The organism is Arthrobacter russicus, assembly GCF_031454135.1.
Taxonomy (GTDB): domain Bacteria; phylum Actinomycetota; class Actinomycetes; order Actinomycetales; family Micrococcaceae; genus Renibacterium; species Renibacterium russicum.
Genome location: NZ_JAVDQF010000001.1, coordinates 2,087,807 through 2,111,473 on the forward strand (window position 1 = coordinate 2,087,807; position 23,667 = coordinate 2,111,473).

18 protein-coding genes are annotated in these 23,667 nt (G+C 64.6%); 2 read left to right on the forward strand and 16 right to left on the reverse strand.

Annotation, left to right across the window (positions count from 1 at the left end):
* Nucleotides 1–3: 3 nt before the first annotated feature.
* From JOE69_RS09795 to JOE69_RS09855, 13 genes are all read right to left on the reverse strand, one after another.
* Nucleotides 4–1,323, reverse strand: a complete 1,320-nt coding sequence (locus tag JOE69_RS09795) for an ABC transporter substrate-binding protein (RefSeq protein WP_309798253.1) — start codon at nt 1,321–1,323, stop codon at nt 4–6.
* A 103-nt stretch (nt 1,324–1,426) separates the two neighbouring features.
* On the reverse strand, nt 1,427–2,758 hold the full coding sequence (gene hisD, locus JOE69_RS09800) for a histidinol dehydrogenase (protein ID WP_309798255.1): 1,332 nt from the start codon (nt 2,756–2,758) through the stop codon (nt 1,427–1,429).
* Nucleotides 2,759–2,980: 222 nt separating this feature from the next.
* Nucleotides 2,981–3,871: a C1 family peptidase gene (locus JOE69_RS09805; RefSeq protein ID WP_309798257.1), complete on the reverse strand. Its 891-nt coding sequence runs from the start codon at nt 3,869–3,871 to the stop codon at nt 2,981–2,983.
* A 152-nt stretch (nt 3,872–4,023) separates the two neighbouring features.
* Nucleotides 4,024–4,680 carry a response regulator gene (locus tag JOE69_RS09810; protein ID WP_296362569.1) on the reverse strand — a complete coding sequence of 219 codons (657 nt, stop codon included), beginning with the start codon at nt 4,678–4,680 and terminating at the stop codon, nt 4,024–4,026.
* Nucleotides 4,677–5,954 (reverse strand): sensor histidine kinase, encoded by a 1,278-nt coding sequence (locus tag JOE69_RS09815; RefSeq protein WP_309798259.1) that lies wholly within the window; start codon nt 5,952–5,954, stop codon nt 4,677–4,679. Before JOE69_RS09815 ends, JOE69_RS09810 begins: the two co-directional genes overlap by 4 nt.
* 9 nt (nt 5,955–5,963) lie before the next feature.
* The gene (locus JOE69_RS09820) at nt 5,964–6,866 is read right to left on the reverse strand and encodes an ABC transporter permease (RefSeq protein WP_309798261.1); all 903 of its coding nucleotides are present in this window, start codon (nt 6,864–6,866) and stop codon (nt 5,964–5,966) included.
* Nucleotides 6,867–6,871: 5 nt separating this feature from the next.
* Nucleotides 6,872–7,834, reverse strand: coding sequence for an ABC transporter ATP-binding protein (locus tag JOE69_RS09825; RefSeq protein WP_296362565.1), 963 nt, complete (start codon nt 7,832–7,834; stop codon nt 6,872–6,874).
* A gap of 117 nt (nt 7,835–7,951) precedes the next feature.
* Nucleotides 7,952–8,242: a DUF1540 domain-containing protein gene (locus JOE69_RS09830; protein WP_296362564.1), complete on the reverse strand. Its 291-nt coding sequence runs from the start codon at nt 8,240–8,242 to the stop codon at nt 7,952–7,954.
* A 114-nt stretch (nt 8,243–8,356) separates the two neighbouring features.
* Entirely contained in the window at nt 8,357–9,841 is a 1,485-nt protein-coding gene (locus JOE69_RS09835; RefSeq protein WP_309798264.1) for a bifunctional phosphatase PAP2/diacylglycerol kinase family protein, read from the reverse strand.
* A 36-nt stretch (nt 9,842–9,877) separates the two neighbouring features.
* On the reverse strand, nt 9,878–11,035 hold the full coding sequence (locus JOE69_RS09840) for an MFS transporter (RefSeq protein WP_309801248.1): 1,158 nt from the start codon (nt 11,033–11,035) through the stop codon (nt 9,878–9,880).
* A 44-nt stretch (nt 11,036–11,079) separates the two neighbouring features.
* Entirely contained in the window at nt 11,080–11,835 is a 756-nt protein-coding gene (locus JOE69_RS09845; protein ID WP_309798266.1) for a DeoR/GlpR family DNA-binding transcription regulator, read from the reverse strand.
* 64 nt (nt 11,836–11,899) lie between these two features.
* A complete protein-coding gene (locus JOE69_RS09850) occupies nt 11,900–13,582 on the reverse strand; it encodes an ABC-F family ATP-binding cassette domain-containing protein (protein WP_296362561.1) in 1,683 nt (560 codons plus the stop codon).
* A 66-nt stretch (nt 13,583–13,648) separates the two neighbouring features.
* A complete protein-coding gene (locus JOE69_RS09855) occupies nt 13,649–19,501 on the reverse strand; it encodes a GH92 family glycosyl hydrolase (RefSeq protein WP_309798269.1) in 5,853 nt (1,950 codons plus the stop codon).
* A 192-nt stretch (nt 19,502–19,693) separates the two neighbouring features.
* Here JOE69_RS09855 and JOE69_RS09860 point away from each other — a divergent pair, with 192 nt between their 5' ends.
* The gene (locus JOE69_RS09860) at nt 19,694–20,746 is read left to right on the forward strand and encodes a LacI family DNA-binding transcriptional regulator (protein WP_309798272.1); all 1,053 of its coding nucleotides are present in this window, start codon (nt 19,694–19,696) and stop codon (nt 20,744–20,746) included.
* Here JOE69_RS09860 and JOE69_RS09865 read toward each other — a convergent pair.
* Nucleotides 20,730–21,113 carry a winged helix-turn-helix transcriptional regulator gene (locus tag JOE69_RS09865; protein ID WP_309798274.1) on the reverse strand — a complete coding sequence of 128 codons (384 nt, stop codon included), beginning with the start codon at nt 21,111–21,113 and terminating at the stop codon, nt 20,730–20,732. The genes JOE69_RS09860 and JOE69_RS09865 overlap by 17 nt on opposite strands.
* A gap of 89 nt (nt 21,114–21,202) precedes the next feature.
* Here JOE69_RS09865 and JOE69_RS09870 point away from each other — a divergent pair, with 89 nt between their 5' ends.
* Nucleotides 21,203–21,820 carry an NAD(P)-dependent oxidoreductase gene (locus tag JOE69_RS09870; RefSeq protein ID WP_309798275.1) on the forward strand — a complete coding sequence of 206 codons (618 nt, stop codon included), beginning with the start codon at nt 21,203–21,205 and terminating at the stop codon, nt 21,818–21,820.
* Nucleotides 21,821–21,910: 90 nt separating this feature from the next.
* On the opposite strand, the gene JOE69_RS09875 is transcribed toward JOE69_RS09870, so the two are convergent.
* Nucleotides 21,911–23,302, reverse strand: coding sequence for a glycosyltransferase family 87 protein (locus JOE69_RS09875; protein WP_309798276.1), 1,392 nt, complete (start codon nt 23,300–23,302; stop codon nt 21,911–21,913).
* Between the two features lie 227 nt (nt 23,303–23,529).
* Nucleotides 23,530–23,661: a hypothetical protein gene (locus JOE69_RS09880; protein WP_296362554.1), complete on the reverse strand. Its 132-nt coding sequence runs from the start codon at nt 23,659–23,661 to the stop codon at nt 23,530–23,532.
* Nucleotides 23,662–23,667: the final 6 nt, after the last annotated feature.

A 23,667-nucleotide genomic window follows, 5' to 3' on the forward strand; every position in this document is an offset into this window, starting at 1 on the left:
CGCTCAGCGCCGGCCGGATATCGCACGTTCTGCGAGGTCTTGCATCTGAATCAGGCCGACCGGCACCTCGACCTGCCCGGTGATGATCTGCACCAGGACCGGGCGGATGGCGTTGCTCACCGCGGCCATCTCGGATTGACCGATTGCCGGCATGGTCTTGGCTATGGTGTCGATTGCCGCGGTGGCGTACTTCGAGCTGTCCGGACTCACCGTGTCCTCCCGGGCCGGGTAAGCAGCAGGCACCGCCGCCTTGGAAGCTTCCTCGCTGATCGAAGCTGCCATCATCTGGAACAACATGTCTTTGTCCAACGTGGTGTTTTTGGGTATCGACCAGCCATCGATCGACAATCGGCTGTACAGATAGGGAGCCCCAGCCTCGATCGCAGGCGAGGCCGCGAAGCCGAACTGGCCGGACAACTTGCTATTGGCCGGGAGCGTGAGGTCGTTCATCCGGCCAGAAAACATGATCCCCATGGCAGCGGTGCCATTGAACATCTGTTGCTGCACTTTGGGCTGGTCAAACGTGGTGACCTGCGGGTCCATGTATGGAAACAGCGACCGCATTCCCTCTAATGCCCGACTCGCTTCATCGGAATCAAACTGCACTCTGCCCGACGGATCGATGAAATCCTTGCCCAACGAATTCATCGCCGCTTGGTAATGAGTGGTGACATCGGCGGTGGCCAGCCAAGGCAAGGCGATCGGGTATCTGATCCCGCCGATGGTTTGGATTGCCTTAGCCGACTCGATCATCTCCGCAAAATTCGTGGGGGGCTTCAGGCCCAGTGAATCAAAGACATCCGTCCGGTAGGCAAGTACGAACATCTGGGCCTGCATCGGCAGAGCATAGAGTTTTCCGTCGAAGGACAGTCCTTCTCGCATCGCGGCATTGAGCTCGTTGAGCTTGTATCTGTCCGAGTACTTGGCGACCAAGTCATCCAGTGGTTCGAGTTTGCCATTGTCGGCCAGTCCGGGGAGCACGAATCCATAAGTTTCCAAGATGTCGTAGCTGCCTTCATCCCCGGCCAAGGTTGCCGTGGTCTTGGTCACCTGGCCCGCGAAATCGATCGGATCGTGTTTGAGTGTGACGCGGTCACGACTGCAACTCTTCACCATGGTGTTGGTGAAAGGGTCGATCGCGGAGGAGTTGTAAGCCAGGACGTTCACCGTGGTCGACTGGGTGGGCATGGTGTACCCGCATTCGACCGCGGTCGCATTCTGCGCTCCCACCCGCGAGGCGGCCCCGCATCCGGCAAGCGCCAAGACGCTTGCGACCATCGCCAAGCCGGCAGTCCCTTTCCGTACGACAGAAGTGTGTAGCATGAATCCCCCTCCAAAGGCAGTTCCCGGGTGCAGACAAGTCTGCATCGATAAACCCTTAACACATGCGTATGCAATTCCTGGTCGAGCAATTGTCCGTCTAATCTTAGGTCCTTCGACCACGCACCAGATCAAGGCGCAATTGGGCGCTGTCCCGGTGGGCCGGCATTTGTTCAAAATCCGAAATCACCACAGTCGGGCCGGCCTGGATTTCGGTCGCCTCACGGGTTGCCCGCTGGTAAGTCAGCTGCTTGAGGAACCGGGCAACCGAGAGCCCCCCGGTATACCGGGCTCCGCGACCGGTAGGCAGCACATGATTGGTCCCGGACATTCCCTTATCCGCATACGCCACGGTCGACCACTCACCAAGAAACAATGACCCGTAGTTACGCAGATTCTGGAGGTAGTAGTCCGGATCCTCGGTCAGGATCTCCAAATGCTCCGGGGCGAGAAGATCCATGACTTCAACCGCGGTCCGCGGCGAATCCACCAAGTAGATCGACCCCCAGTCGCGCCACGAGGCTCCCGCGACTTCCCGTGTCGCCAAGCCGGAAAGCTGCTGTTGGATCTCCCGCTCGACGTCAGCCGCCAACCTCGCCGAAGTGGTCACCAGGCAGGCGGGCGAGGTCGGACCGTGTTCGGCCTGGGCTAGGAGATCTGCCGCCACCATGGCTGCATTGGCTTGCTCGTCGGCGATTACTGCCACCTCCGATGGCCCCGCCAGTACATCAATCCCAACCCTCCCATGGAGCTGCCGCTTCGCCTCCGCCACAAAAGCGTTCCCGGCGCCGACCAACATGTCAGCAGGATCGGCGTCGAGCAATCCGAAAGCCATGGCCGCCAGCGCCTGCACGCCACCAAGTGCGAAAATCCGCTCCGTTCCGGATATCTGTGCAGCGTAAAGTACGGCCGGATGTACCTGCCCGTTCCGCGACGGCGGTGTGCAGGAAAGCACCTTCGACACCCCCGCGGCTCGCGCCACCCCAACCGTCATAAAGGCACTGGCCAGCAAGGGGAACCGGCCGGCCGGCAAGTACGCCCCCACCGTTTCCACCGGGACGTAGCGTTGTCCGCAGTGCACGCCAGGGACGACTTCGGCTTCGAAATCGCTCAACCGGTCGCGCTGCATCCGGGCAAAGTTGCCGGTACGCTCGGAGCCGGCATCGAGCGCCTCGCGCAATTCGACGGGAAGTTCGGCTACCAGACGCTCGGCGGCTTTCGGGGTGATCTCGAAGTCGGTCCCCCCGGTCCAACCATCGAGTTCCGAAGCATACTCCCGGACCGCATCCAGGCCCCGGGCTTCGATGGCGGAAAGCATCTCGGAGACCCTGGAAATGACGCCGGGATCGGCCTGTGCCGGCACATCTGGACGATTCGGCTCGCGGACCGCGGTAACGTTGCCGGAAAGGCGAATTTTGTCTTTCAGCGTCAAATGCATACGTATACTATATGTGACTCACCTAACATTAAGCAAGAGATGTCCGCACATTCCTAACGGGGTGGCTACGGGGTCGCACGACGACCGGGCAGGGCCTTCTCCGGCTGGCGCCCCCGGCGCAACGCAGGGTCGATTCTCTTGCTGAACTGGGAGGGGAAGTGCCTTGCCCGCAGCGTCAGAGACGCTGCGGGCAAGGGTTCACTTGCCGAGGGTGGCCGAAACCTAGTTGGCCGCCAAGGAGTTCATCGAATTGACCTCGTCGACGTCGCTTCCGGTGACCCAGGACCACGGTGCGGTAAAGAACCCGCCGTCGCCCCAGTTGGTGCCCCAGCTGTTCTCCACGGTCACCCCATCGGCGTCGTATCCGATGATGGTCACTTCATGCCCGGCATTGGGAATCAGATTTCCCTGCGCCGGATCGTAGTAGGAGTTGTTCGAGTCCAGATCATTGAAGTTGTCCCGGACCGAGAACCCGACGGCTACCGGGTGACCTTGCGAAATCGCCGACTTCACCGCAGTTTGGCGATCACTATTGGTCAGATCGGTGAAGCTGCCCAGTTTGTAGTTCAGCGCGTTCTTCTTCTGCGCGGCACTGGGCAATGTCTTGTAGTTGGTGGTGCCCTGCGAGTAATCGGACTGGGTGTCGATGCCGCGGGACTTCTCCATCGGGAGCGCCACCGAAGCGAACGTCCCGCTGTCCTGGCCGTTGTTGTTCTCCTTCACGATCTGCGAGTAGATGAACATCGGCGCCATCGGCGCGCCACTGCGGCCAGCCTCGTTCATCAGGATCCCATAGCCGCTGTAACCGGTGGCCCAGGTGACGCAGGAGCCCACTTGGCCCTGGTCCCCCGGGGACAGTGCATAGTCTTTGAGCGAATAGGAGTCCGGGGCGGCAATCGCCGGGCTGGACTCGAAGCTGGCCCGCTCATTGCCGGTCTTGGCGTGGTGCGCCCGGGCCGCTGCGATGTCGAAACCCATGCCGTGCACTTCGCCCGAGGAATCGGTCACCGTGCCGGGGACCACCGGTGCGGCCTGTGCCAGCCCGGCGCCGGAAGCGAGCGTGAAAGCGGCCGTCGCTACGGCCAGAGCTGAGAAAAACCCACGTTTGTTCATGCTGGTATTAACTCCCTTGTCAATAACGTCGCGGTCCCGAATGGAACCCAGAAAGGAGCCTGATCCTGCGGACTGGAAGCTAACTGAGAATCACCCGCAAAAAGCCTCGAATCGGCGAACTCCCAGCCAAGCCGCCGCCAACGCATAGAAAGCTATTCGGCGCCCGGCACCACCACGCCGGTTTCATACGCCCAAACCACCACTTGCACCCGGTCCCGCAAATCCAATTTGGTCAGGATCCGCCGCACATGGGTTTTCACCGTGGCTTCGGAGAGGAAGAAGTGTCCGGCGATCTCGGCGTTCGAAAGGCCTTCTGCCAGGGCGCGGACCACTTCGACCTCCCGCGACGTCAGGCCTTCCGCGGAACCGTCCGAGGCCGCGACCGGTTGCTTGGAGCGCACGAAATTCTCCAACAGCCGCTGCGTCACCCGCGGCGCCACCACGGCTTCGCCGCTGGCCACCACCCGGACTGCCTGGACCAACTCGCCCGGAGCCACGTTCTTGAGCAGGAAGGCACTCGCTCCGGCTTGCAAGCCGGCAAAGGCGTATTCGTCCAGATCAAAGGTGGTCAGGATGATCACCCGCGCGGACGAACCCGAACCCACGATGTTCCGGGTTGCTTCGATTCCGTCCATCACCGGCATCCGCACGTCCATGAGCACCACGTCCGGCTCCAGTTCGCGGACCATCCGCACGGCTTGCTCGCCGTCCTGCGCCTCGCCCACAATGCTGAAATCGGGCTCGCCTTCCAGGATCAGCCGGAAGCCCATCAGCAAGAGCGGCTGATCATCGACCAACAAGATCTTCACGGGGTCTCCTCACCGTCTTTGGAATCCGGGCACTGCAGTCTCGCATCCACCAGCCATCCGCCGCTCGCCGCGGGGCCGGCACTGACTTCGCCCTGATAGGCCGCGACCCGCTCGCGCATTCCGATCAGGCCGTTCCCACTGCCGACCTTCGGCGGCCGCAGCAAGGTGCTTCCCCGGCCGTCGTCGGCAATCCGCAACCGGACGTGGGGGTGTTCGTGTTCCATCTTCAATTCCACCCGGGAAACCGACTGCGCGTAGCGCAGCACATTGGTCAACGACTCCTGCACAATCCGGTAAACCGTCAGCCGGAAAGCCGGGTCCGAGGGCAGTGCGGGGCCGGAAATCGAAACCGAAAGCGGCATCCCGGCCGTGCGGAATCCGGCGATCAGCGACTCCACCTCGAAATCCGCCGGCAGCGGCTTGCGCTCACCTTGCTCTTTGGAGCCCTCCAGACGCAAGACGCCGAGCACCCGCTGCATATCGGAGAGCGCGCTGCGGCCGGTCTGCGAAAGCTTCACCAAGGCTTCTTCGGCCCGGTCCGGGGCCCTCTTCAAGGCCACTTGTGCACCGTCCGCGAGCGCGATCATCACGGACAACGAGTGTGCCACGACGTCGTGCATCTCGCGGGCGATCCGATTCCGCTCATTGGCCGAAGCCAGCTCGGCATTCCGGCTCGCCCAGGCACGCAACTCCAGTTCATGCTGGCGATCGCGCCACACCGAAACCCCGATCCCGGTGGCGATCACATTCGCCAGGACCATGAAGCCGGCCGGCAGCAAGAGCATGCTCACGGTTTGGCCCAGCCCCACCGGATCCCGGCTGAGCGAGAGCAGCACCAGCAAAACCGAGGTCGGAATGCTGACTGCCGCAGTCGCGATGAATCCGAATCGACCACCGCGGGCCGCGGCCACCGCGTACAGCGCGAAAATCGAACTGACGCCCAACCCGTCCGGGGCATTCGCCATCGACAGCGCCGAAAAGACTTCGAGGACACTGGTTGCCAGCAGAACCCGGACCGGGAACCGGCGGCGGAAGAACAACACCAGCGCAATCAGGAGACAGAACAGTACTGGCAACGGATTTTCGCGGAATGTCTCGGAAAAGAACCCGAGGCTGGACAGCAAAAGGTAGACGAGCACCACGACGGCGTCCATCCAGACCGGACGCTCATAGAAAAAACGCCGCAGCGGGCCGCGGCGTTTGGTGGTGAATTCGGTGAGGGCGACGCCGGCCGTTCGTTCCGGCACCGCCCCCACCTGGCTTGTTCTGCTCATGAGTAGAGCTTAGGCATCCCGTCGCTTGAGCACGATCATCGCCGGAATCGTGAAGAGCGCGATCCAGGCCAGGAAGATCAGCCCGCCGACACCGGGATCGATCAGTCCGTTGATCTGGGTGACCTCCAGCATCCGGCCGCCGGCGAAACTCGGCAGGTATTCCTGCACGTGCTTCCAGAATTCTCCGGGGATCAGTTGCGCTGCCTGGGCGGCGAAGGGGAGCACGAACATCAACGCCATCACCACGATGATCGCACCGGCCGAGCTGCGCAGCAGCACGCCGAGCGACAAGCCGATGACCGCGACTCCGGCGACGTAGAGCCCGCCCAACAGGATTCCCTGCAATACGCCGTTCTGGCTGAGGCTGATCTCGATGTTGTAGCCGTTCAAGATCGGTACCGCCAACGCGAAGGTGACAAAAGCGGCGACCAGCGTCAAAACATAGGAGACCACCACGAGTACCACGGCCTTGGCCAGGAAAGCCTGGATCCGGCCGGGAACTGCGGCGAAGGTGGAGCGGATCATCCCGGTGCCGTATTCGGAAGCGATGAACAGCACCGCGAGGGCACCGAGGATCAGCACGCCGATCTGCAAGCCGGCGACCGGAATCCCGGAAATTTCGAGTCCGCGCGGGGGGTTGTCCAGAACTTGTTGCAGGGTCAGCCCGGACGGGACGACCTCGCCGTTGGGCCCGGTGACGTTCCGGGTCATTTCAGTGAATGCCGTGGCGCGCAGCCAAGCCGCCAAACTGCCGATGCCGACCATCGCCACGAAGGTCACCGCGAGCAGCAGTTTGGTCGAAAGCAGAGTCCAGAATTTGATCGACTCGCTGCGCAGCACGCCGATGAAGCTCAGCCCGCGGGTACCGGCACTCGAGGTGCGGGCGGGCGCAGTCGCAATTGCATGTGACATGTCGGTTACTTCCCTTCCTGGGAGAGCGCGGCGAGCAACTGGGCATCGCCGGACGCGCCGCCGTCGATCGTGGAGTGGTACTCCACCTCGTCCTTGGTGAGATTGAAGTACGCCTCTTCGAGCGAAGCGTTCAGGGGCGAAAGCTCGTAGACCAGAACCCGGTTGTCCAGGGCGATCTGCGCGATCTGCCGCGCATCCAAGCCGGTGACCTCCAGCGTCTCCGCCTCGCTGGCGCTGATCGTGACGCCGTCCGAGGCCAGGAACCGGGTCAGCTCGGTAGCCTGCGGGGTCCGGACCCGGACCCGGGCGGCACGGCTCCCGGAGATCAATTCGGCGATCGGCGCATCCGCAATGATCCGGCCGCGCCCGATCACGATCAAGTGGTCCGCGGTCTGCGCCATCTCACTCATCAGGTGCGAGGACAGAAAGACGGTCTTGCCTTCGGAGGCCAGGTACTTGACCAGGTTGCGCACCCAGAGCACGCCTTCCGGATCCAAGCCGTTGACCGGCTCGTCCAGGATCAGGGTCTGCGGATCCCCCAAAAGCGCCGTCGCGATGCCCAGCCGCTGCCCCATGCCGAGCGAAAAGCCACCGGCCTTTTTCTTGGCTACTTGGCCCAGGCCGGTCATTTCGATCACCTGGTTGACCCGGCTCACCGGAATGCTGTGGGTCGCGGCCATCGCCCGCAGGTGGTTGTACGCGCTGCGGCTGGTGTGCACTGCTTTCGCGTCGAGCAAGGCACCCACTTGGTGCAGCGGGTCTTTGTGCTGTGCGTAGTGCTTGCCGTTGACCGTGACGTCGCCGCCGCTGGGCCGGTCCAGGCCCACGATCATCCGCATCGTGGTCGATTTGCCGGCCCCGTTCGGGCCCAGGAAGCCGGTGACTTTGCCCGGCTGCACGGTGAACGTCACCCCGGCCACAGCGGTCTTCTCTCCATAGTGCTTGGAGAGCTGCCTTGCTTCAATCATGAGCTTGCTCCTTCAAAGGTCGATTCCAGGTTCTACGCTACGGAACCGGCGCCCTGAATGCAGCCCGCTCAAGGATGAATCAACCGTCCTCCGCAAGGATGACGGCGGCCGCCCGGATCAGCGGGCTTCGTAGGTCAGGCAATCCGCCATTTCCGCGCCGGGTCCGATCCGGACGTCGTGCGCCTCGCACATCAGGTTGGCATTGTGCGAACACTCGCTGCGCTGGCAGGCACCCACCGTGGCCAGCACTTTGGGCAGCCCGCCGGTCGCCGAAGTGTCGATGAAGGTGGCGCAGGAAGCGTGCTCCGGAGAGCCGGAGACGGTGATCGCGTAAGCCGTGCAGCCATCGTGGTTGAACGAACAATTGTGCACGGAACAATCGGAAACATTGGCAACTGGCGTCGACATGGCATTCTCCTCGATATTTTAGGTAAGCATTACCTCAATAAATATTTACTGGAATGATTCCCGTTTCGAAGATAACACCGGGGATAATTAAAAGAACCGCTGAATTAGCGCATTTTATCTGCGCGTATTTCCGGCCGCGGAATACACCGTGAGCGCCCCGGGGCGCACCGTGAAGACCGCGGAGACCACGCCGGCGACGACTTCGCCGTCGATGGCCAGATCGAACGGCAGATCTGCCGCCTGCAGCCGGACCGACGTCGGCGTCTGCAGCCCGATGGCCTTCGAGACCTCGGTGCGGCCGGTGAGGATCGCAGCCAACAGCCGGAACCTGGAGAACGCCGAGTGGGCCGAGATGGTGCGAAGATCGAGCACTCCGTCATCGAGCACCGGGCGTTCCAACGGCGCAAAGCCCCGCGGGTAGTAGCGCCCGCGGCCCAGGTAGACCAGCCAGATCTTTTTGCGCTGCCCGTCGACGATCAACGTGGTGGGCCGGACCACGGCAAAAGTCCGCAGCCCGGCGACGATGCCGGCCAGCGGTTTGCCCAGGCTTTTCTGCAGCAGATCCCGGCGCTGCACCAGTTCCGGGTAAATTCCGACGCTGGCGGTATTGAGCATGATCCGGCTCGATGTGCCGTCCGAACGCTCGATCAGCACTTCGGCGACGTCCGTGCGGATCGCCGAGCCCCGCGCGAGCGCCTCCTGGACCGCGGCTGGATCCGCCGCGTGCACATCCCGGGCGAAATGGTTGAAGGTGCCACCCGGGAAGACCGCCAGCGGCAACGCTTCCTGGAGTGCCCGCTGCGCCACCGCGCCGACCGTGCCGTCGCCACCCCAAACCCCCAGTGCTTCGGCCCCTGGCCTGCGCAATGCGGCGTCGATGGATTCGGACAATGGCGCCGAGCCATCGTATTCGGTCAGCGCCAGCTCCGGCAGATTCTGCCGCAACCCGGCCATGGCGGCCGGCGAATAAGACCCGCTGGCGCGGTTCGCCAGCAATCGCAGTCCGGCCCCTGCGGCCAGCGGCACCGCCGGCACTTCGGTCACCCGGGTTTGCGGAGTCGGCGTCGCGGGCGGGAACCAATTGCGCACCAGCAACCCCGAGGCCACCCCGATCGCAGAGCCGAGCACCACATCCGAGGGCCAATGCGCCCCGGTGTGCACCCTGGAGTATGCCACGCCGAGCGCCAGCGGCGCCAAGGCCAAACCCAACGCCGGACTGGTGGTCGCGACTCCGGTGGCAAAGGCCATCGCCGAGGCCGAATGCCCGGACGGAAGCGATGAACTCACCGGTTGCGGCTTGACGAAGCGAAATCCGGGCAGCAGCTCGGCGCCCGGCCGACGCCGCGGCAACAACGTCTTGAACACCAGATTCGTGGTCCCCGACGCCAACCCGAGGGCCAGCAATCCGCTCAGCGCAGCCCGCCTCGGGGTGCCCGGAAAGAGTGCCGTGACCCCGGCGATGCCGAACCAGAGTTTGCCCTTCGTGGCGGCTGCGGACAGCTCGCGCATCGCGGTGTCCAGCGGCCCGTTGGGCAGCCGGCTGATCCGCCGGACAATGCGCCGGTCCAGCTTGGCGAACGGACGGAGAGCTTTGCGCATGCGCCCCAGCCTAGCCGTTCCGGCTTCGCCGACCGGTCAGCCTGCGGCTTTTTGCAGCTCGACCGGCTTCAACGGACGGGCTGCCGGAACCACCAGGATCGAGAGCACCATCACTGCCCCGATGGCCAGCAGGGCCGGGCGCAGCGTGAAGTGATCGCCGAGGAAGCCGATGATCGGCGGGCCGGCCAGGAACGCGATGTATCCGATCGTGGACACCACCGAAACCCGCTTGGCGGCCCGGAGCGGATCATCTGCTGCCGCGGACATCCCGGTGGGGAAGCCCAACGCTGCGCCGGCACCCCAGAGCACCGCGCCGACGCCGCTGATCCAGACGTTCGTGCCGAAGACGAAGATCACCAAGCCGGCCAGGGCGGCCAGCAGGCTGGCATACAGAGTCGGCACCCGGCCCCAGCGGTCGATCAACCGGCCACCGAGGAAGCGGCACATGGTCATCGAGGCGATGAACACCGCGAACATCAGGGCACCGGCCCATTCCGGCGCGCCCAGGCCGTCCACGGTGGCCTTCGCGATCCAATCGTTCGCCGCACCCTCGGTCAGCGCTGCCCCGAGCACCACCAGGCCCACCAGCAATGTGCGCAACTCACCCCAAGCACTGCGCGACGTCGTCTTGCCGGCAGATCCGTCGCGCTCCGTACGGTGTTCGGCCTCGGGCAGGAAGTTCCGGGTTGCCAGGAACAGCACGGCCAGCACCAGGATCGAAATGACGATCAAGTGCGGCGGCAATGGCACATCCAAGGCGGACAAACCGGCGCCGGCCAGAGCACCCAGGAAGGCGCCGCCGGAAAACGCGGCGTGGAATTGCGACATCACGGTCCGTTTGAGCTTCTGCTCCACCGCGGCGCCCTCGACATTCTGCGCGACGTCCCACAGCCCGATGCCGGCGCCGAACAGGAACAGTCCGACCACGGTCAGCGGCACCGAAGCCAGGCTCAACGCGAGCGCAACGAACAAAACCCCGATGGCGGCGATCACCGCAGCCACCCGCACGGTATTGGCCGTGCCGATTCTCGAGACGACGTTGCCGGCCATCGGCAATGCGATCACCGAACCGGCTGCCAGACTGAGCAATACCGCACCCATTTCACCACTGCTGAGTTCGAGTACCCGGGTCACCGTGGGGATCCGGGCCGCCCAAGAGGCGAAAGCCAAACCGTTCACCGCGAAGATCAACATCGTCGCAACGTAGGCGGGGCGGGCATTGAATTTGTTCGCGCCAATCACAGCGACGTCACCTCCACCTGGGCAGCGCGGGCCGCCGCGATTTCGGGTTGGGAAAATTCGTGGTCGGTGACCACCTGGTCGACCTGGTCCGGTCCGGCCACCACGGCCGGCGCATGCCGCTCCCATTTGCTCTGGTCGCAGACCACGATCACCCGCTTGGCAGAAGCGATCGCGGCTCTTTTGATCGCCGCATCAGCCAGGTCGTAGGCCATGATTCCGGTGCTCAGATCGAAGGCGCACGGCGTGATGATCGCGGTGTCGAAACGCAAGGCAGCAATATTGCGCTCCGCCATCGGCCCCTGGAACGCCAATTCGCCTTCACTCAGGTCGCCGCCGGGCACAATGATCCGGCTCCGGCCGCCGATGAGTTCATTGACGGCATGCAGACTGGCCGGGAAGACGGTCAGCAGGCGCTGCTGGAGCACCGAGGCGATCTGGGTCGCAGTGCTTCCGCTGTCCAAGAACACGAACTCGCGATCCTGGACCAGTCCATCGACTTTCTGCGCCAACGCGGCCTTGGACCAGCGATTCTCCAGTACCCGCTGGGCATATCCCGGTTCGTAGCCGCCCAGCACCAAGGAGACCGCAGCACCATGGACCCGGCGCAGCACCCCGCGCTGTTCCAACAGGTCCAGGTCACGCCGGATGGTGGCGGCCGAAGTCGCGCAGCGCGCCGCGAATTCGTCCACTTCGATGCGCTCTTGGTGTTGCAGCATTTCGGTCATCAACCGGTGCCGCTCGTCAGCAGTCATGTCCAAACGATAGCATCCCATGCTCAAATGAACATATAAGGTGTTCGTTTCATATTGATCTGGTTCAGCGCTTGCGGACCACCCGGGATTCGTCCCAGACCGGCGCATCCGATTCGTAGACTTTGCCCTCGGAGCCGAACACGAAGAACCGGTCGAAGGACCGGGCGAACCAGCGGTCGTGGGTCACTGCCAAAACCGTGCCCTCAAATGCGTCGATGCCCTGTTCCAAAGCTTCCGCCGAATGCAAGTCCAAGTTGTCCGTGGGCTCGTCCAGCAGCAGCAAGGTGGCTCCGGAAAGTTCCAAAAGCAGAATCTGCAACCGGGCTTGCTGCCCGCCGGAGAGCGAATCGAACGTCTGCTCGGCCTGTTTGGCCAATCCGTAACGGTCCAAGGCGCGGGCCGCCGGCTCCTGCGAAAGCCCATCCCGGTGCTCGTCGCCGCGGTGCAGGATTTCCAGCAGGGTACGCGCCTGCAAATCCGGGCGGACGTGCGTCTGCGCGAAGAATCCGGGCCGGATCCGGGCGCCGAGCTTCACCGTTCCGGTATGCGGAACCTCGGCGATCACCACTTCGGAGACTGGAAGGTGTTCCCGCTCCGGATCGGTTCCGCCAGCCGCCAGCAGCCGCAGGAAGTGCGATTTGCCGGAGCCGTTCGAGCCCAGAATCGCCACCCGGTCACCGAACCAGATTTCGGCGTCGAACGGCTTCATCAATCCGGTCAGCTCGAGCTTCGTGGCCACCACTGCGCGTTTGCCGGTCCGGCCGCCACGCAGCCGCATCTTCACGTTCTGCTCGATCGGAATCGCCTGCGGCGGACCGGCCTCCTCGAATTTCTGCAACCTGGTCTGCGCCGCCCGGTAACGGGAAGTGAACCCGTCGTTGACCGAAGCCTTGACCTTCAAGCGTTGCACCAACTCGCGCAGCTGGGCGTGCTGCTCGTCCCAACGCCGCAAAAGCTCTTCGAAACGGGCATTGCGATCGTCCCGGGCCTGCTTGTAGCTGCCGAAGCCGCCGCCGTGCGTCCAAGAATTCGCGCCGGAGGCGCCCGGTTCCAAGGTAATGATCCGATCGGCGCCATTCGCGAGCAGCTCCCGGTCGTGGCTGACGAACAGCACCGACTTGGCTGAAGCGTTCAAGGTGGCTTCCAGCCACCGCTTGCCGGGCACGTCGAGGTAGTTGTCCGGTTCGTCCAGGAGCAGGATCTGGTCCGGACCGCGGAATAGGGCTTCCAAAACCAATCGCTTCTGCTCGCCGCCGCTGAGCGTAGCCGCCGCCCGGTATTGGGCGCGTTCGAAGGGCACTCCCATCGCCGCCATGGTCACTTCATCCCAAGTGGTCTCGATCTCGTAACCACCGGCATCGCCCCAATCCGCGAGCGCTTGTGCATACTTCATCTGCACCGCTTCGGAGTCGTCCTCCAGCATCGCCAACTCGGCGGCGTCGACCGCCAAGCCGGCGGCATTCACCGCCTTCGGCGCCACGGCGAGCAGCAAGTCGCGCACCGTCGACTGATCCCGGACTTGGCCGATGAACTGGCGCATCACACCGATGCTGCCGCTGTAGGTGATCGCACCGTCATCGGCCTTGAGATCGCCGGCGATGATCCGCAGCAGCGTGGTCTTCCCGGTGCCGTTGGGCCCGATCAGGGCGCTCTTGATGCCGTCTCCGACCCGGAAGGAGACGGAGTTGAGCAGCTGCCTGCCGTCCGGGAGGAAGAAGTCGATGTTCGCGACGTCGATGTGTGCCACTGCACTAGTCTGCCACCAGTGCAGCAGCAACATCGTGTCCCCGCTGCCGTGCGGTTTCCGGCCGGGCTAACTCCGGCGGCGGCGCACCCCCAGCAGGAGTGCGGCTCCGGCGAACAGCGCGCCGAATCCGGCCAGCGCCAACGGCGTGCCGTCGAAGCCGGTTCCGCTCAATTGCCCGTCCGGTTGCGCACCGGCTCCGGAGCCCGGCAGCGGAACCGAACCGCCCGGATCTCCGGGGTTCGGACCCACCGTTTGTTCCGCCACCGTGAAGCCGATCGCCACCGGCTTGTTCGATACGGCGCCGGTCAGCACCACCTGGTGCGCACCCAAGGCCGCAGCGTCCGGAACCGTGAATTCGCCGGTCAGAATGCCGTGCGCATCGGCTTGGGCGGTGCCCAGCAGCAAGGGCTCGGAGTGCAGGCTGATGCTGACCAATTCGCCGGGCGCGAAACTGTCCCCGCTGAATCGGACGGTCTCGCCCCGGGCCGCCGAGCTCTGCTCCAGCCGTGCGTTCGGCGAGTAGCTCACCGGTGGCGTGGCCGCCTCCACCAGCACCGTGCCGCTGACCGGGATCTGGCTGGATGCACCGCGCAGGCGCACCGGGTAGACGCCCGGCTTGGCGTCCTGCGGCACCGTGAGCCGGAAGGCCACCGAACCGGTGGCATCGGCGTCGGCCGAGAGCTGCTGCACCGACCCGGACTCCACGCTGCCGAAGTCGAGCGACACCTTTTCTCCGGCGTCGAACTTGCTGCCGGTGACGGTCACCGGAGCTCCGGGGCGCACGGCCCCGGCCGGATCGATCTTCAGCTCCGGCTGCGGTTTCGCGGCCGGCTTGACCGTGACCGGGATCTGCACCGTGCGCGAACCGTTGGCGTCCGAGACGGTCAGCGCAGCGGTGAACGAACCCGTTGCGGAATAGCGGTGTTGCGCGGTGATCGCGGCGACCAGATCGGGCCCCGGCAGGGCGAACCCCGCATCCTCGGTCGGGCTGCCGTCGCCCCAGTAGACCCGGGCGCTGTATTCGCCCGGCACCGCTTGCCCGGCGCTCAGGCCCGGCGAACCGCCGGATGCCGTACCGAGCGTTGCTTCGACGGCGCCGCCCAGCTCGGCGGAAATCCCACTGGCCGGCTCGGCCCGCAGCACCGGCGGCGGAACGATGGCGCCGTCGGTGGCCACGGCGAAGACATGGATCCGCCCGTCGCGCTCCGCTCCGGCCTGCTGCGGCAAAGTCACCGAAGCCACCGTTTTGCCTTCCGGAATCCGGTAGGGCTTGGTGGCGAAGAGGAACGGGATGGCGCCGTCCTTGGCAGTCCCGGCGAGCCGGTACGGCGCTTTCGCCACTACGGTGTTGCCGAAGGCCGGCACCGCATCCGGCGTGGCACCGAGCGTCCAATCCGAGAATTGCATCGGCAGCGGCGCGCTGGATCCGTCGGTGAAGCCCACGGTCCCCGAAACGTCTTGGTTTCCCTGCGTTCCGGTGCCGATGAAGGACAACACCGTCGCTTCTTTGCTCAGCGTCAGCTTCACTTTCTGACCGGAGCCCATGGCATTGTCCGGTGCTCCCGGGGGGACCGCCGGCAGCGTGAACGCCAACGTCTTCCCGTCGACCTGCACCGAGTTCGGCACCCCCTGGACCACACCGGCTGCGGCCAGCGCCTGCCGCGAGAAGGCGTATCCCACCGAATCGCAGTTGGCTGCCGCCGGGTCTGGCACGCCCGGGTCATCACCCAGGCAAACCTTGTCGAAGGCGCTGGCGATGCCGGAAGCATCGGCGAGTTCCACAGTGGCCAGAAGGGCCGCACTCTGCTTGGCCAGGCCGTCGCTCGCGGTCACCGTCACCTGGTACACGCCGGGTTTGGCGTAGTTGTGGCTGGCGCTGACCGGACGGACGACGCCGGTCCCCGCCACGGTTGCCGGTGTCACCGCAGTGCCATCACCCCAGTCGACCGTCGCGGTGTAACCGTTCGCCGCAGCTCCGCCGCCGACCGTGCCGAGCAGCTGCTTGCTGTCCACGCCGGGGATCGCAGTGATTCCCTTCGCCGCAGTGACCGCCAGGTCTCCGGGCACGGCGTCACTGGCTTTGGCCAGCAATTCCAACTCGGCGAGCACTGGCAGGTCTCCGGATCTGCTCGCGGCAATGCTCAGCCGGTAGTGCGCAAACGGCGTCGGCGTGCTGATTTGGAACGGCTTGGTCTGCAACCTCCAGTCGAAGCGCACGTCCTGGCGGCGGTCCAGTTCGGTCCAGGCGCTGCCGTCGTTGGAACCCTCCAGCGTCCAGGCCGCCGGGTCCGCCCCGGAGGCCGCCGAGCCGGAGGTCAGGGTGTAGAAGCTCGCCTTTTGTTTCCCCGCCGGGTAATCCAGTGAAATCACCGGAGCCGGCACCGAGAAGGAAACCTGGCTCGCCGAATTGTCGTCGCTGAGGGTTTTCAGGTCCTCGCCGCCGCTGCTGCGCAGCACCGCATCCTTGGTGGTGTCCATGATCGGCTCCGGAACCGGACCCGGTTGTGCCGCAGCGCCCCAGTTCGAAGGGTTGGGCCCCATCACGAAATCGATGCTGCCGCCATCTGCGATGTCGCTTTGGTCCAGAGTCGTGGAATCATGCGCTTTGCCGTTGATCGACATCGACTGCACATAGACGTTGCTGGTGGAGTTGTTTCGGGCATTGATCACCAGGGTCTTGCCGTTGCCCCAACGCACCGTGGCTTTGCTGAACTGCGGCGAACCGATCGAAAAATGCGCTGAGCCGACTTGCAGCGGATAGAAGCCCAGGGTGGAGAAGATGTTCCACGAGCTCATTTCGCCATTGTCCTCATCGCCCGGGTAGCCCTGGCCGATCTCCGAGCCGACGAAGAGCCGGCGCTGGATTTCGCGCACCACGGCCTGGGTCTTGGCCGGTGCGCCGGCATAGTTGTAGATGTACGGAATGTGGTGCGAAGGCTGGTTGGACATGCCCAATTGGCCCATCCGGACCGCTCTGGCCTCGACCATTTCATGGATCACACCGCCGTAACCGCCGGGCTTGTCCGCGTTTTCCGGCGTCGCGAAAAAGGCATCGAGCTTGTTCTCCAAGCCTTTCGGCCCGCCGTAGAGCGCGGCCAGCCCCCGGCCGTCCTGTGGAGCGTGGAAGGCGAAGTTCCAACCGTCGGTCTCGGTGAACAGACCGCCCCAGGATTCCGGATCCAAGCCGGCTTGGAACTCGCCGCCCGGGCTGCGCCCGTTGAAGAAGCCTTGCTCCGCATCGAACATGTTCACGTAGTACTGGGCCCGGTTGAGGTAGTATGCCGAGTCTTCCTTGAGCTGCGCCCGTCTGGCGTCCGGGGTCGCCGGGTCCGCGGCCAGTTTCGCCGCCATATTGCCCAAGCCGAAATCGTTGATGAAGCCTTCGAGCCCCCAGGAGACGCTTTCCCCGGTACTGCTGCTGGTATAGCCGGTGAACACCGACGTGGTCAGGCCTTTGCGGCCGACCGCGGAATTTCCGATCGAGGGCACGGTCGCGTTGCGCACCGCGGCATCGTAGGCACCGAGCGGGTCCGGCAGCGGCACTCCCTTGAGATACGCGTCGGCGAAGGAGACGTCCGAGCTGGTCCCGGTCATCAGATCGGCGTAACCGGGCGACGACCAGCGCGCGATCCAACCGCCGTCCCGGTATTGCTGCACGAAGCCGTCGGCCAATTCTGCGACCTTTTCCGGATACAGCAAGGAATAGGCCGGCCACGCAGTGCGGTAGGTGTCCCAGAATCCGTTGTTGACATAGATCTTGCCGTCCAGGATCCGGCCTTGTCCGGTGGCCGGATCCTGGGAAACCGGGCTGCGGTACTGGTATTTCGGCGCGGCTGCGGTTCCGGTGTTTTCGAAACCGGAATTCGGGTACAGATTCAACCGGTACAGATTGGAGTACAAGGTGGTCTGCTGGGAGTCGTTGGCGCCCTCGACGTCGATCACCCCGAGCCGGGCGTTCCACAGCTCCCGCGCGGCGGCACGGACTTCCTCGAAACTGCGGCCGGCGACTTCCAGATCGAAGTTCCGCCGCGCCTGGGCCTGGTCGATGAACGACGTCGCGAACCGCAAAGTGACCGTGCCGCCGGCCGGTGCCGGCCCGGCGAAGACCGCCGCCGCCGGGGCACTCAGCGTGCTGCTCGGCACCGTGTCGAAGCTGCCGTACAGGTACATGTCGCCTTGTCCGGAGCCGCCTTGCGCCGGAACCGTCCCGGTGACCGTGCTGCCGTCGAAACTGAACCGGGCACCGCCCTTGGGCGAATCGAAGACCAGGCTGCGCTGCGCGCCCTCGAAACCGAAACGCATCAGCGCACCGTGGTCGCTCGCGGTCATCTCGGCTTTGACGCCGCCGGCCAACTGCACCCGGTAATAATCCGGCTGCGCAACTTCCTGATCGTGCGAAAAGGCGAGCGCCCGTGCCGATTTGCTGGCACTCGGCGTCGCGGTGGCCGCCGGCATCACGGAGAACTGGTTCCGGTCGCCCATCCACGGGCTGGGTATGTGCGAAACCGCCAAGCCCTGCAGAGTGGGCTGATTCGAGGCATTGTTGGCGGACTGGTAGTCGTACTCCCAGTTGGAAACACTGGCGTTGGTCACCGGGGCCAGGAAGTTGAAGCCATTGGGCACGGCGGTGATCGGCAAGTTGTTGCCGCGGGAGAACGATCCGGAGGAATTGCTGCCCCGGCGGGTGTCCACGAAGTTCGTTTTGGACGATCCGTCGATCCGGTTCGGAGTGCCCTCGATCTTCAGGTCGTCGATCCACCCGCTGAAGACACTCTGCGCCGGAGCCGCCGTGTTGTCGAAGCGCAGCAGGATCCGGTCAATGGTCTTCCCTGCCGCGACGGCGCCGATCTCGCTGAGCACATAATTCCATTGTGCGGCGAAGAGGATCTTGCCCTCGCCTTGGCCCGCTGCGGTGAGCGGCACGCCGTTCTGATCCACCGGAGAGAGCTCCGAGAGGTAACTGCCGTCGGTGAAGTGCAGGTCCACGGCGGCGTACGTGGCGAGGTAGTCCGTGTAGTCCGCGCCCGGGATGATCTTGTAGCTCAAGCGGCTTCCCGGCAACACCGGCAGATTGACGTCGAACAGCTTGTTCAGTGCAAAGGCCCGTCCGGCCTGGGTTTTGGTGCCGCTGTACTTCAGCGCCCGGACTCCGGTGAAACCGGCATTGGACTTGACGTTGTAGCCGCTGCCCGGCCCATTGCCCACCGCGGTGTCCATGGTCTTGCCGGTTCCGGGCTCCGGAACCGGCAAATCCGCACTGGCAAGGTCCCAATCCGCCAACTGCAGGATTCCGGAGTTTCCGGTCTTGGTCACCGAAAGCCGGTAGTACTGGTAACTGCCCGGTACCGCGACCGGGTAGAGCTTTTTCAAGCCGCGGTCGGCAAAGGACTGGCCGCGTTGGCCGTCCACCGTGGTCCAGGCTTGGCCGTCGGCGGAACCCTGGAGATCCCAGTCCACCGGATCCCGCAACGGCGCATCTCCGCCGCTGGTCAAGGAGTAACTCTTAACGGTATGCGCCGCATCCAGCTGGTACTGCGCCCATCCGGTGTCGCTGAAGACCAGCCACTTGGTGCCTGCGGAACCGTCCTTGAGATTGCCGGCCACTTCATTGGGCGGATTCTCCCCGCTCGCACTGACGTTGCGCACCGAATCCAAGATGCTGTCCTTGAGCGCCAGATCGGTGTTGCCGGCGCCGGATACCCCGGAGCCGACCGGTTTGCCGTCCGCTCCGGCCTCCGGGGTGCTCTTCGCCGGCTTGACCGGTTCGGAGTCTTCGAAGGAACTGGCGAAGTCGGTGGGACCCGGAGCAGCCCGGGCCGGGATCACGTTCATACCGGAGAACAATAGTGCGCAGACCGTGCCCAGCGCGATCATCGCGGAAAATCTCAATCCAATGTGCGGCCGGGGGAAGCGGATCACGGACGTCCTCCTTGACGTGACAGGGTTCAAATCGACCGGCTGGATCGATGAAAACGTTTCCAATTTGACGAGGCTACGTTTTCCCTGTGCGTCCGTCAAGAGTCCGGAAGCCGATTGGCCCAGCTCCGGAGCGCGGCCGCCGATTCTTCTTGGTAACGTTTCCAAGAAGAATCGCACCGGACAGGAGCCAGCATGAACCAGGCCGCCGCTTCCAGAGCCACGATGAAAGACGTCGCAGCACGTGCCGGCGTCGGCTTGGCCACCGTCTCCCGCGTAGTCAACGGCGATGCCAAAGTCAGTGAAAAAACCAGGATCCTGGTCGACCAGGCCATCGCCGATCTCTCCTTCCGCCGCAACGACAGTGCCAGGTTGCTGCGTCAAGGCATCGCGGCAAGCATCGGCGTGGTCTTGGACGACGTCGCCGACCCGTTCTTCTCCACCCTCAACCGGGCAGTGGAAACCCAGGCGATCGCCCGCAAAACACTGTCCATGACCGCCTCCACCGGCAACGACGCCGCACATGCCAAAGAGCTGATCGTGGCGCTGTGCGCCCGGCGCGTGGACGGATTGATCGTCGCAGCTCCGCACGGCACCGAGGAGAGCTACCTTGCGGACGAAATCCGCGCCGGCACCCCGGTGGTCTTCGTCGATCGCCCGCCCGTGGCGTTGAAAGCTGATGCCGTCTTGAGCGACAATGCCGGCGGGGCCCGGCTCGGCGTGCAGCACTTGATCGCGCACGGGCACCGCAAAATCGCCTGTTTGAGCGACGGGAGCAATCTCTACAGCGTCCGGCAGCGAATCGAGGCCTACCGCCAGGCCTTGGCGGAGGCCGGCATCCAGGCCGAGCCGGTCCTGGAGCACAGCGATGGCCACGATGGCCTGGACCTCGGGCAGTGGCTCGAAGCCGCCGACGCTTTGCCGGAATCGGATCGGCCCACCGCGTTGTTCTGCACCAACAGCCGGGCTTCGGTCGCGGTACTGCGCGCCTTGCGCAACCGCAGCGGCGCCGAACCGGGGGCGCCGTGGCCGGCATTGCTCTGCTTCGACGACTTCGAATTGGCCGACGTCGTACAGCCGGGCATCACCGTGGTGGCGCAGGATCCGGCCGCGATCGGCGCGGCAGCGGCGGATTTGCTGTTCCGTCGGCTCGATGGCGACACCGGCCCGGCGAGCACTATCACGGTGCCGACCCGGCTGATCGTGCGGGGCTCCGCTGAAACGCCTCCGGTCAGTGGGCGGCGCTGAGCACCGCGTCCTCGATGGCCGCGTCGTATTCGTCCTGCGCGGCCGCCATTCTGCCGACATTCTGTTCCGCCCAGGTGCGCAGGGTCTTCAACGCGGGCAGCAGGCTCGCGCCCAATTCCGTCAGCTGGTAGTCCACCCGCGGCGGCACCTGGGCAAATACCGTCCGGGTCAACAAACCGTCGCGTTCCAGTGTGCGCAACGTCTGGGTGAGCACCTTGGGGGTGACCACCGCGACCTTGGCCCGCAAATCGCTGAACCGCATCGGCCCGGGCTCGAGCACTTGGATCACCAGGGTGGCCCACTTGTCTCCGATCCGTTGGAACACCAGCCGGGACGGACAGTTCGGATCCATGATGTTGGTTTCCATGAGTATCTTCCAGGTTACTGAGTATCTTTGAAGCCATCAGTGTCAAATGGATACTTTTAGATTATCCGAAAACCAACCCAGGAGGAAACATGAAAATCGCCATCATCGGAGCCACCGGCATGGTCGGCCGCGAAATCACCGTCGAAGCTCTCCGCCGTGGGCACCAGGTCACCGCGGCGAGCCGCAGCGGGGCCGCCGTGGAGGGTGCCCCCGCGGCCACCCCGCAGGCCCTCGAACTAGGCGACTCCGCGGCGCTCCGCAGCTTGGCCCAAAGCAACGATGTCATCATTTCGGCGACCGGACCGAGCCGCACCGGAGGTGATCACGACGCTTGGTTGGCGCAGAACCAGCAGGCCTTCGACGCGGTCGGCGATACCCGGATCCTGGTGGTCGGCGGGGCGGGCTCGTTGCAGTTGCCGGATGGCAGCCGGTTGGTCGACGCCCCGGACTTCCCCGACGCCTATCGGTCCGAGGCGCTCAGTGCCGCCCGGCTGTTGGACGTCCTGCGCAGCCAACCGAACCGGCTGGACTGGACGATGCTCTGCCCGTCCCCGGTCATCACTCCGGGCGAGCGCACCGGAAACTACACCACTGCCCGGGACGAGGTGGCCGGCCCGAAAATCTCCAGCCAAGACTTCGCCGTCGCCATGCTCGACGAAGTGGAGCACCCGGCGCATCGCCGGGCCCGGTTCACCGCAGCCAACTGAATCCACCCCAGCCGCCCGGCGCGCAGCGGGTCAGGGGTGCCGGAATGCCCTGGCCTGCTGCCGCCGGGTCGCGGACCAGCCGGGCAGCGTTCACGGCAAGCGACGAGCGGTGAATCCGTCCAGCAGCGGATCGTCGACGCCGCTGCGGCGGAGCAGATCACGCCGCGGATCGAGCACGTCCCGCACCACCAAAGCCAACATCACCAAAGTAACGATGTTCGAGGTCAGCACCGCCAGTGCGTAATAGGGCAAATCGATCCCGTGCTGAGCGTTGTTGTCGCCCAACACCACGCCCAAGTGGAGCAGTTGTGCCAGATAGAACAGGATTCCGAAGAGCTGCCAGATCAGCAAGGCGCGCCAACGCGGCCGGGCCAGCGCGAACAATGGCAGTAGCCACACCAGGTGTTCCGGAACCGCATATTTGTCCACCACCAGGAACCAGCCCACGAGCAGCACCGCCAGCTGCGCGAGCCTGGGCGTCTGCCCGGTTTTGAAACACAGCACCGCGACGCCCAGCACGCCGAGCAGCAGCAACGCCGCCGAAACCAGCGAAGCCGCCACCGGGTCGATCCCGCCGACCCCGATGCGCTCGGCCAGCGCATTGCCCAGGTAGTAGAACGACCCGGTTGCCGGCTTGCCGTTCCAGGCATCGGTCCAGAAATTGAACCACGCCGGTCGGCTGAGCAGCATCACCGGAAGATTGACCACCAGCCAGCTCAACAAGCCGCCGACCAGCAGATGGAAAAGCACGGAGCGGAACCCGCGGCGCCACAGCACCAACGCGGCCGCCAAGAGGATCAACCCGGCGTAAGGCTGCACCGAGACGGCCAGGCCCAACACCACGCCGGAGGCCATCGCGCGCCGCCGGGACAGCAAGAACAGCGCCACTGCGGACAATGCCGCAGCCCACAGGTCCCAACTGGAAAATGCCGTGAAAAGCAGCAGCGGCGAAGCCGCGAACACCGCAGCATCCCAGGGACGACGCCGGTTGCTGCGGGCCAGGGCCAGCACTCCGATCAGCCAAACCAGTACCAGTAGGAAGGCATTGAGATCGAAAAACCCGAGCACCCGGGCATTGCCGGTCCCGGCGAACCCGCTCAACCAAGCGGTGACTCCGGCGATCAGTCCGGTCAGCGGCGGGTAGTCGAATCCGGTGTTCGCTGCGGAGAACGGGAAAACTTCGCCGATGCGGTAGGTTCCGAAAGCATTCGGGAACTCCGAGTAACAGGTAGTCGAGTACTGGTCCGGCGTCACCCAGCCGGCCCGCCGGCAATGGTCTTTGAACAGCAGCGCAAGCAGGCCCGATGCCAGCACCATAAAGACCAGGACCCGCTCTACGCTGAAGAATCCGGTCCGAGTCTGCCCCGGCGCCGTGTGCTTCCCGAGCGGGCCGCCAACCACCTCGGTCGACTTGGCCAAAAAGGAATCACTCCGGCTGGGCACCACAATGCGGCGGGCCGGCCGGCGTCGGAATTCCTGCATGAAATCGAGCATACCGGGGCCAATCGCCGGCACCCGCACCCAGCAGGCCCGTCCCATTGCCGGATTCAGTGGGCAGAGACGTCTGAACCCGCCGAACCGCTCGATTGGACGGGCGGGGAAGCGGGATTGCCGCGGTTAAACGAAGCAGCCCACGCTGGGCGGCGTGGGCTGCTTGCTGTGCATTCGGCGTCGATGGGGTCATCTTCAGCCTCCTCAGGTAGCAAGACTCAGCGGATGTTGAAGATGTTCATCGAGTTCAAGTCGTTCTGCACTCGCTCGCGGGTGCGGGCGATCTGCTTCTCGTCGATCGGAGCGAAGAAGATGCGCTTGATCGTGGACTTCGAGGGGAAGGGATTCATCGTGGG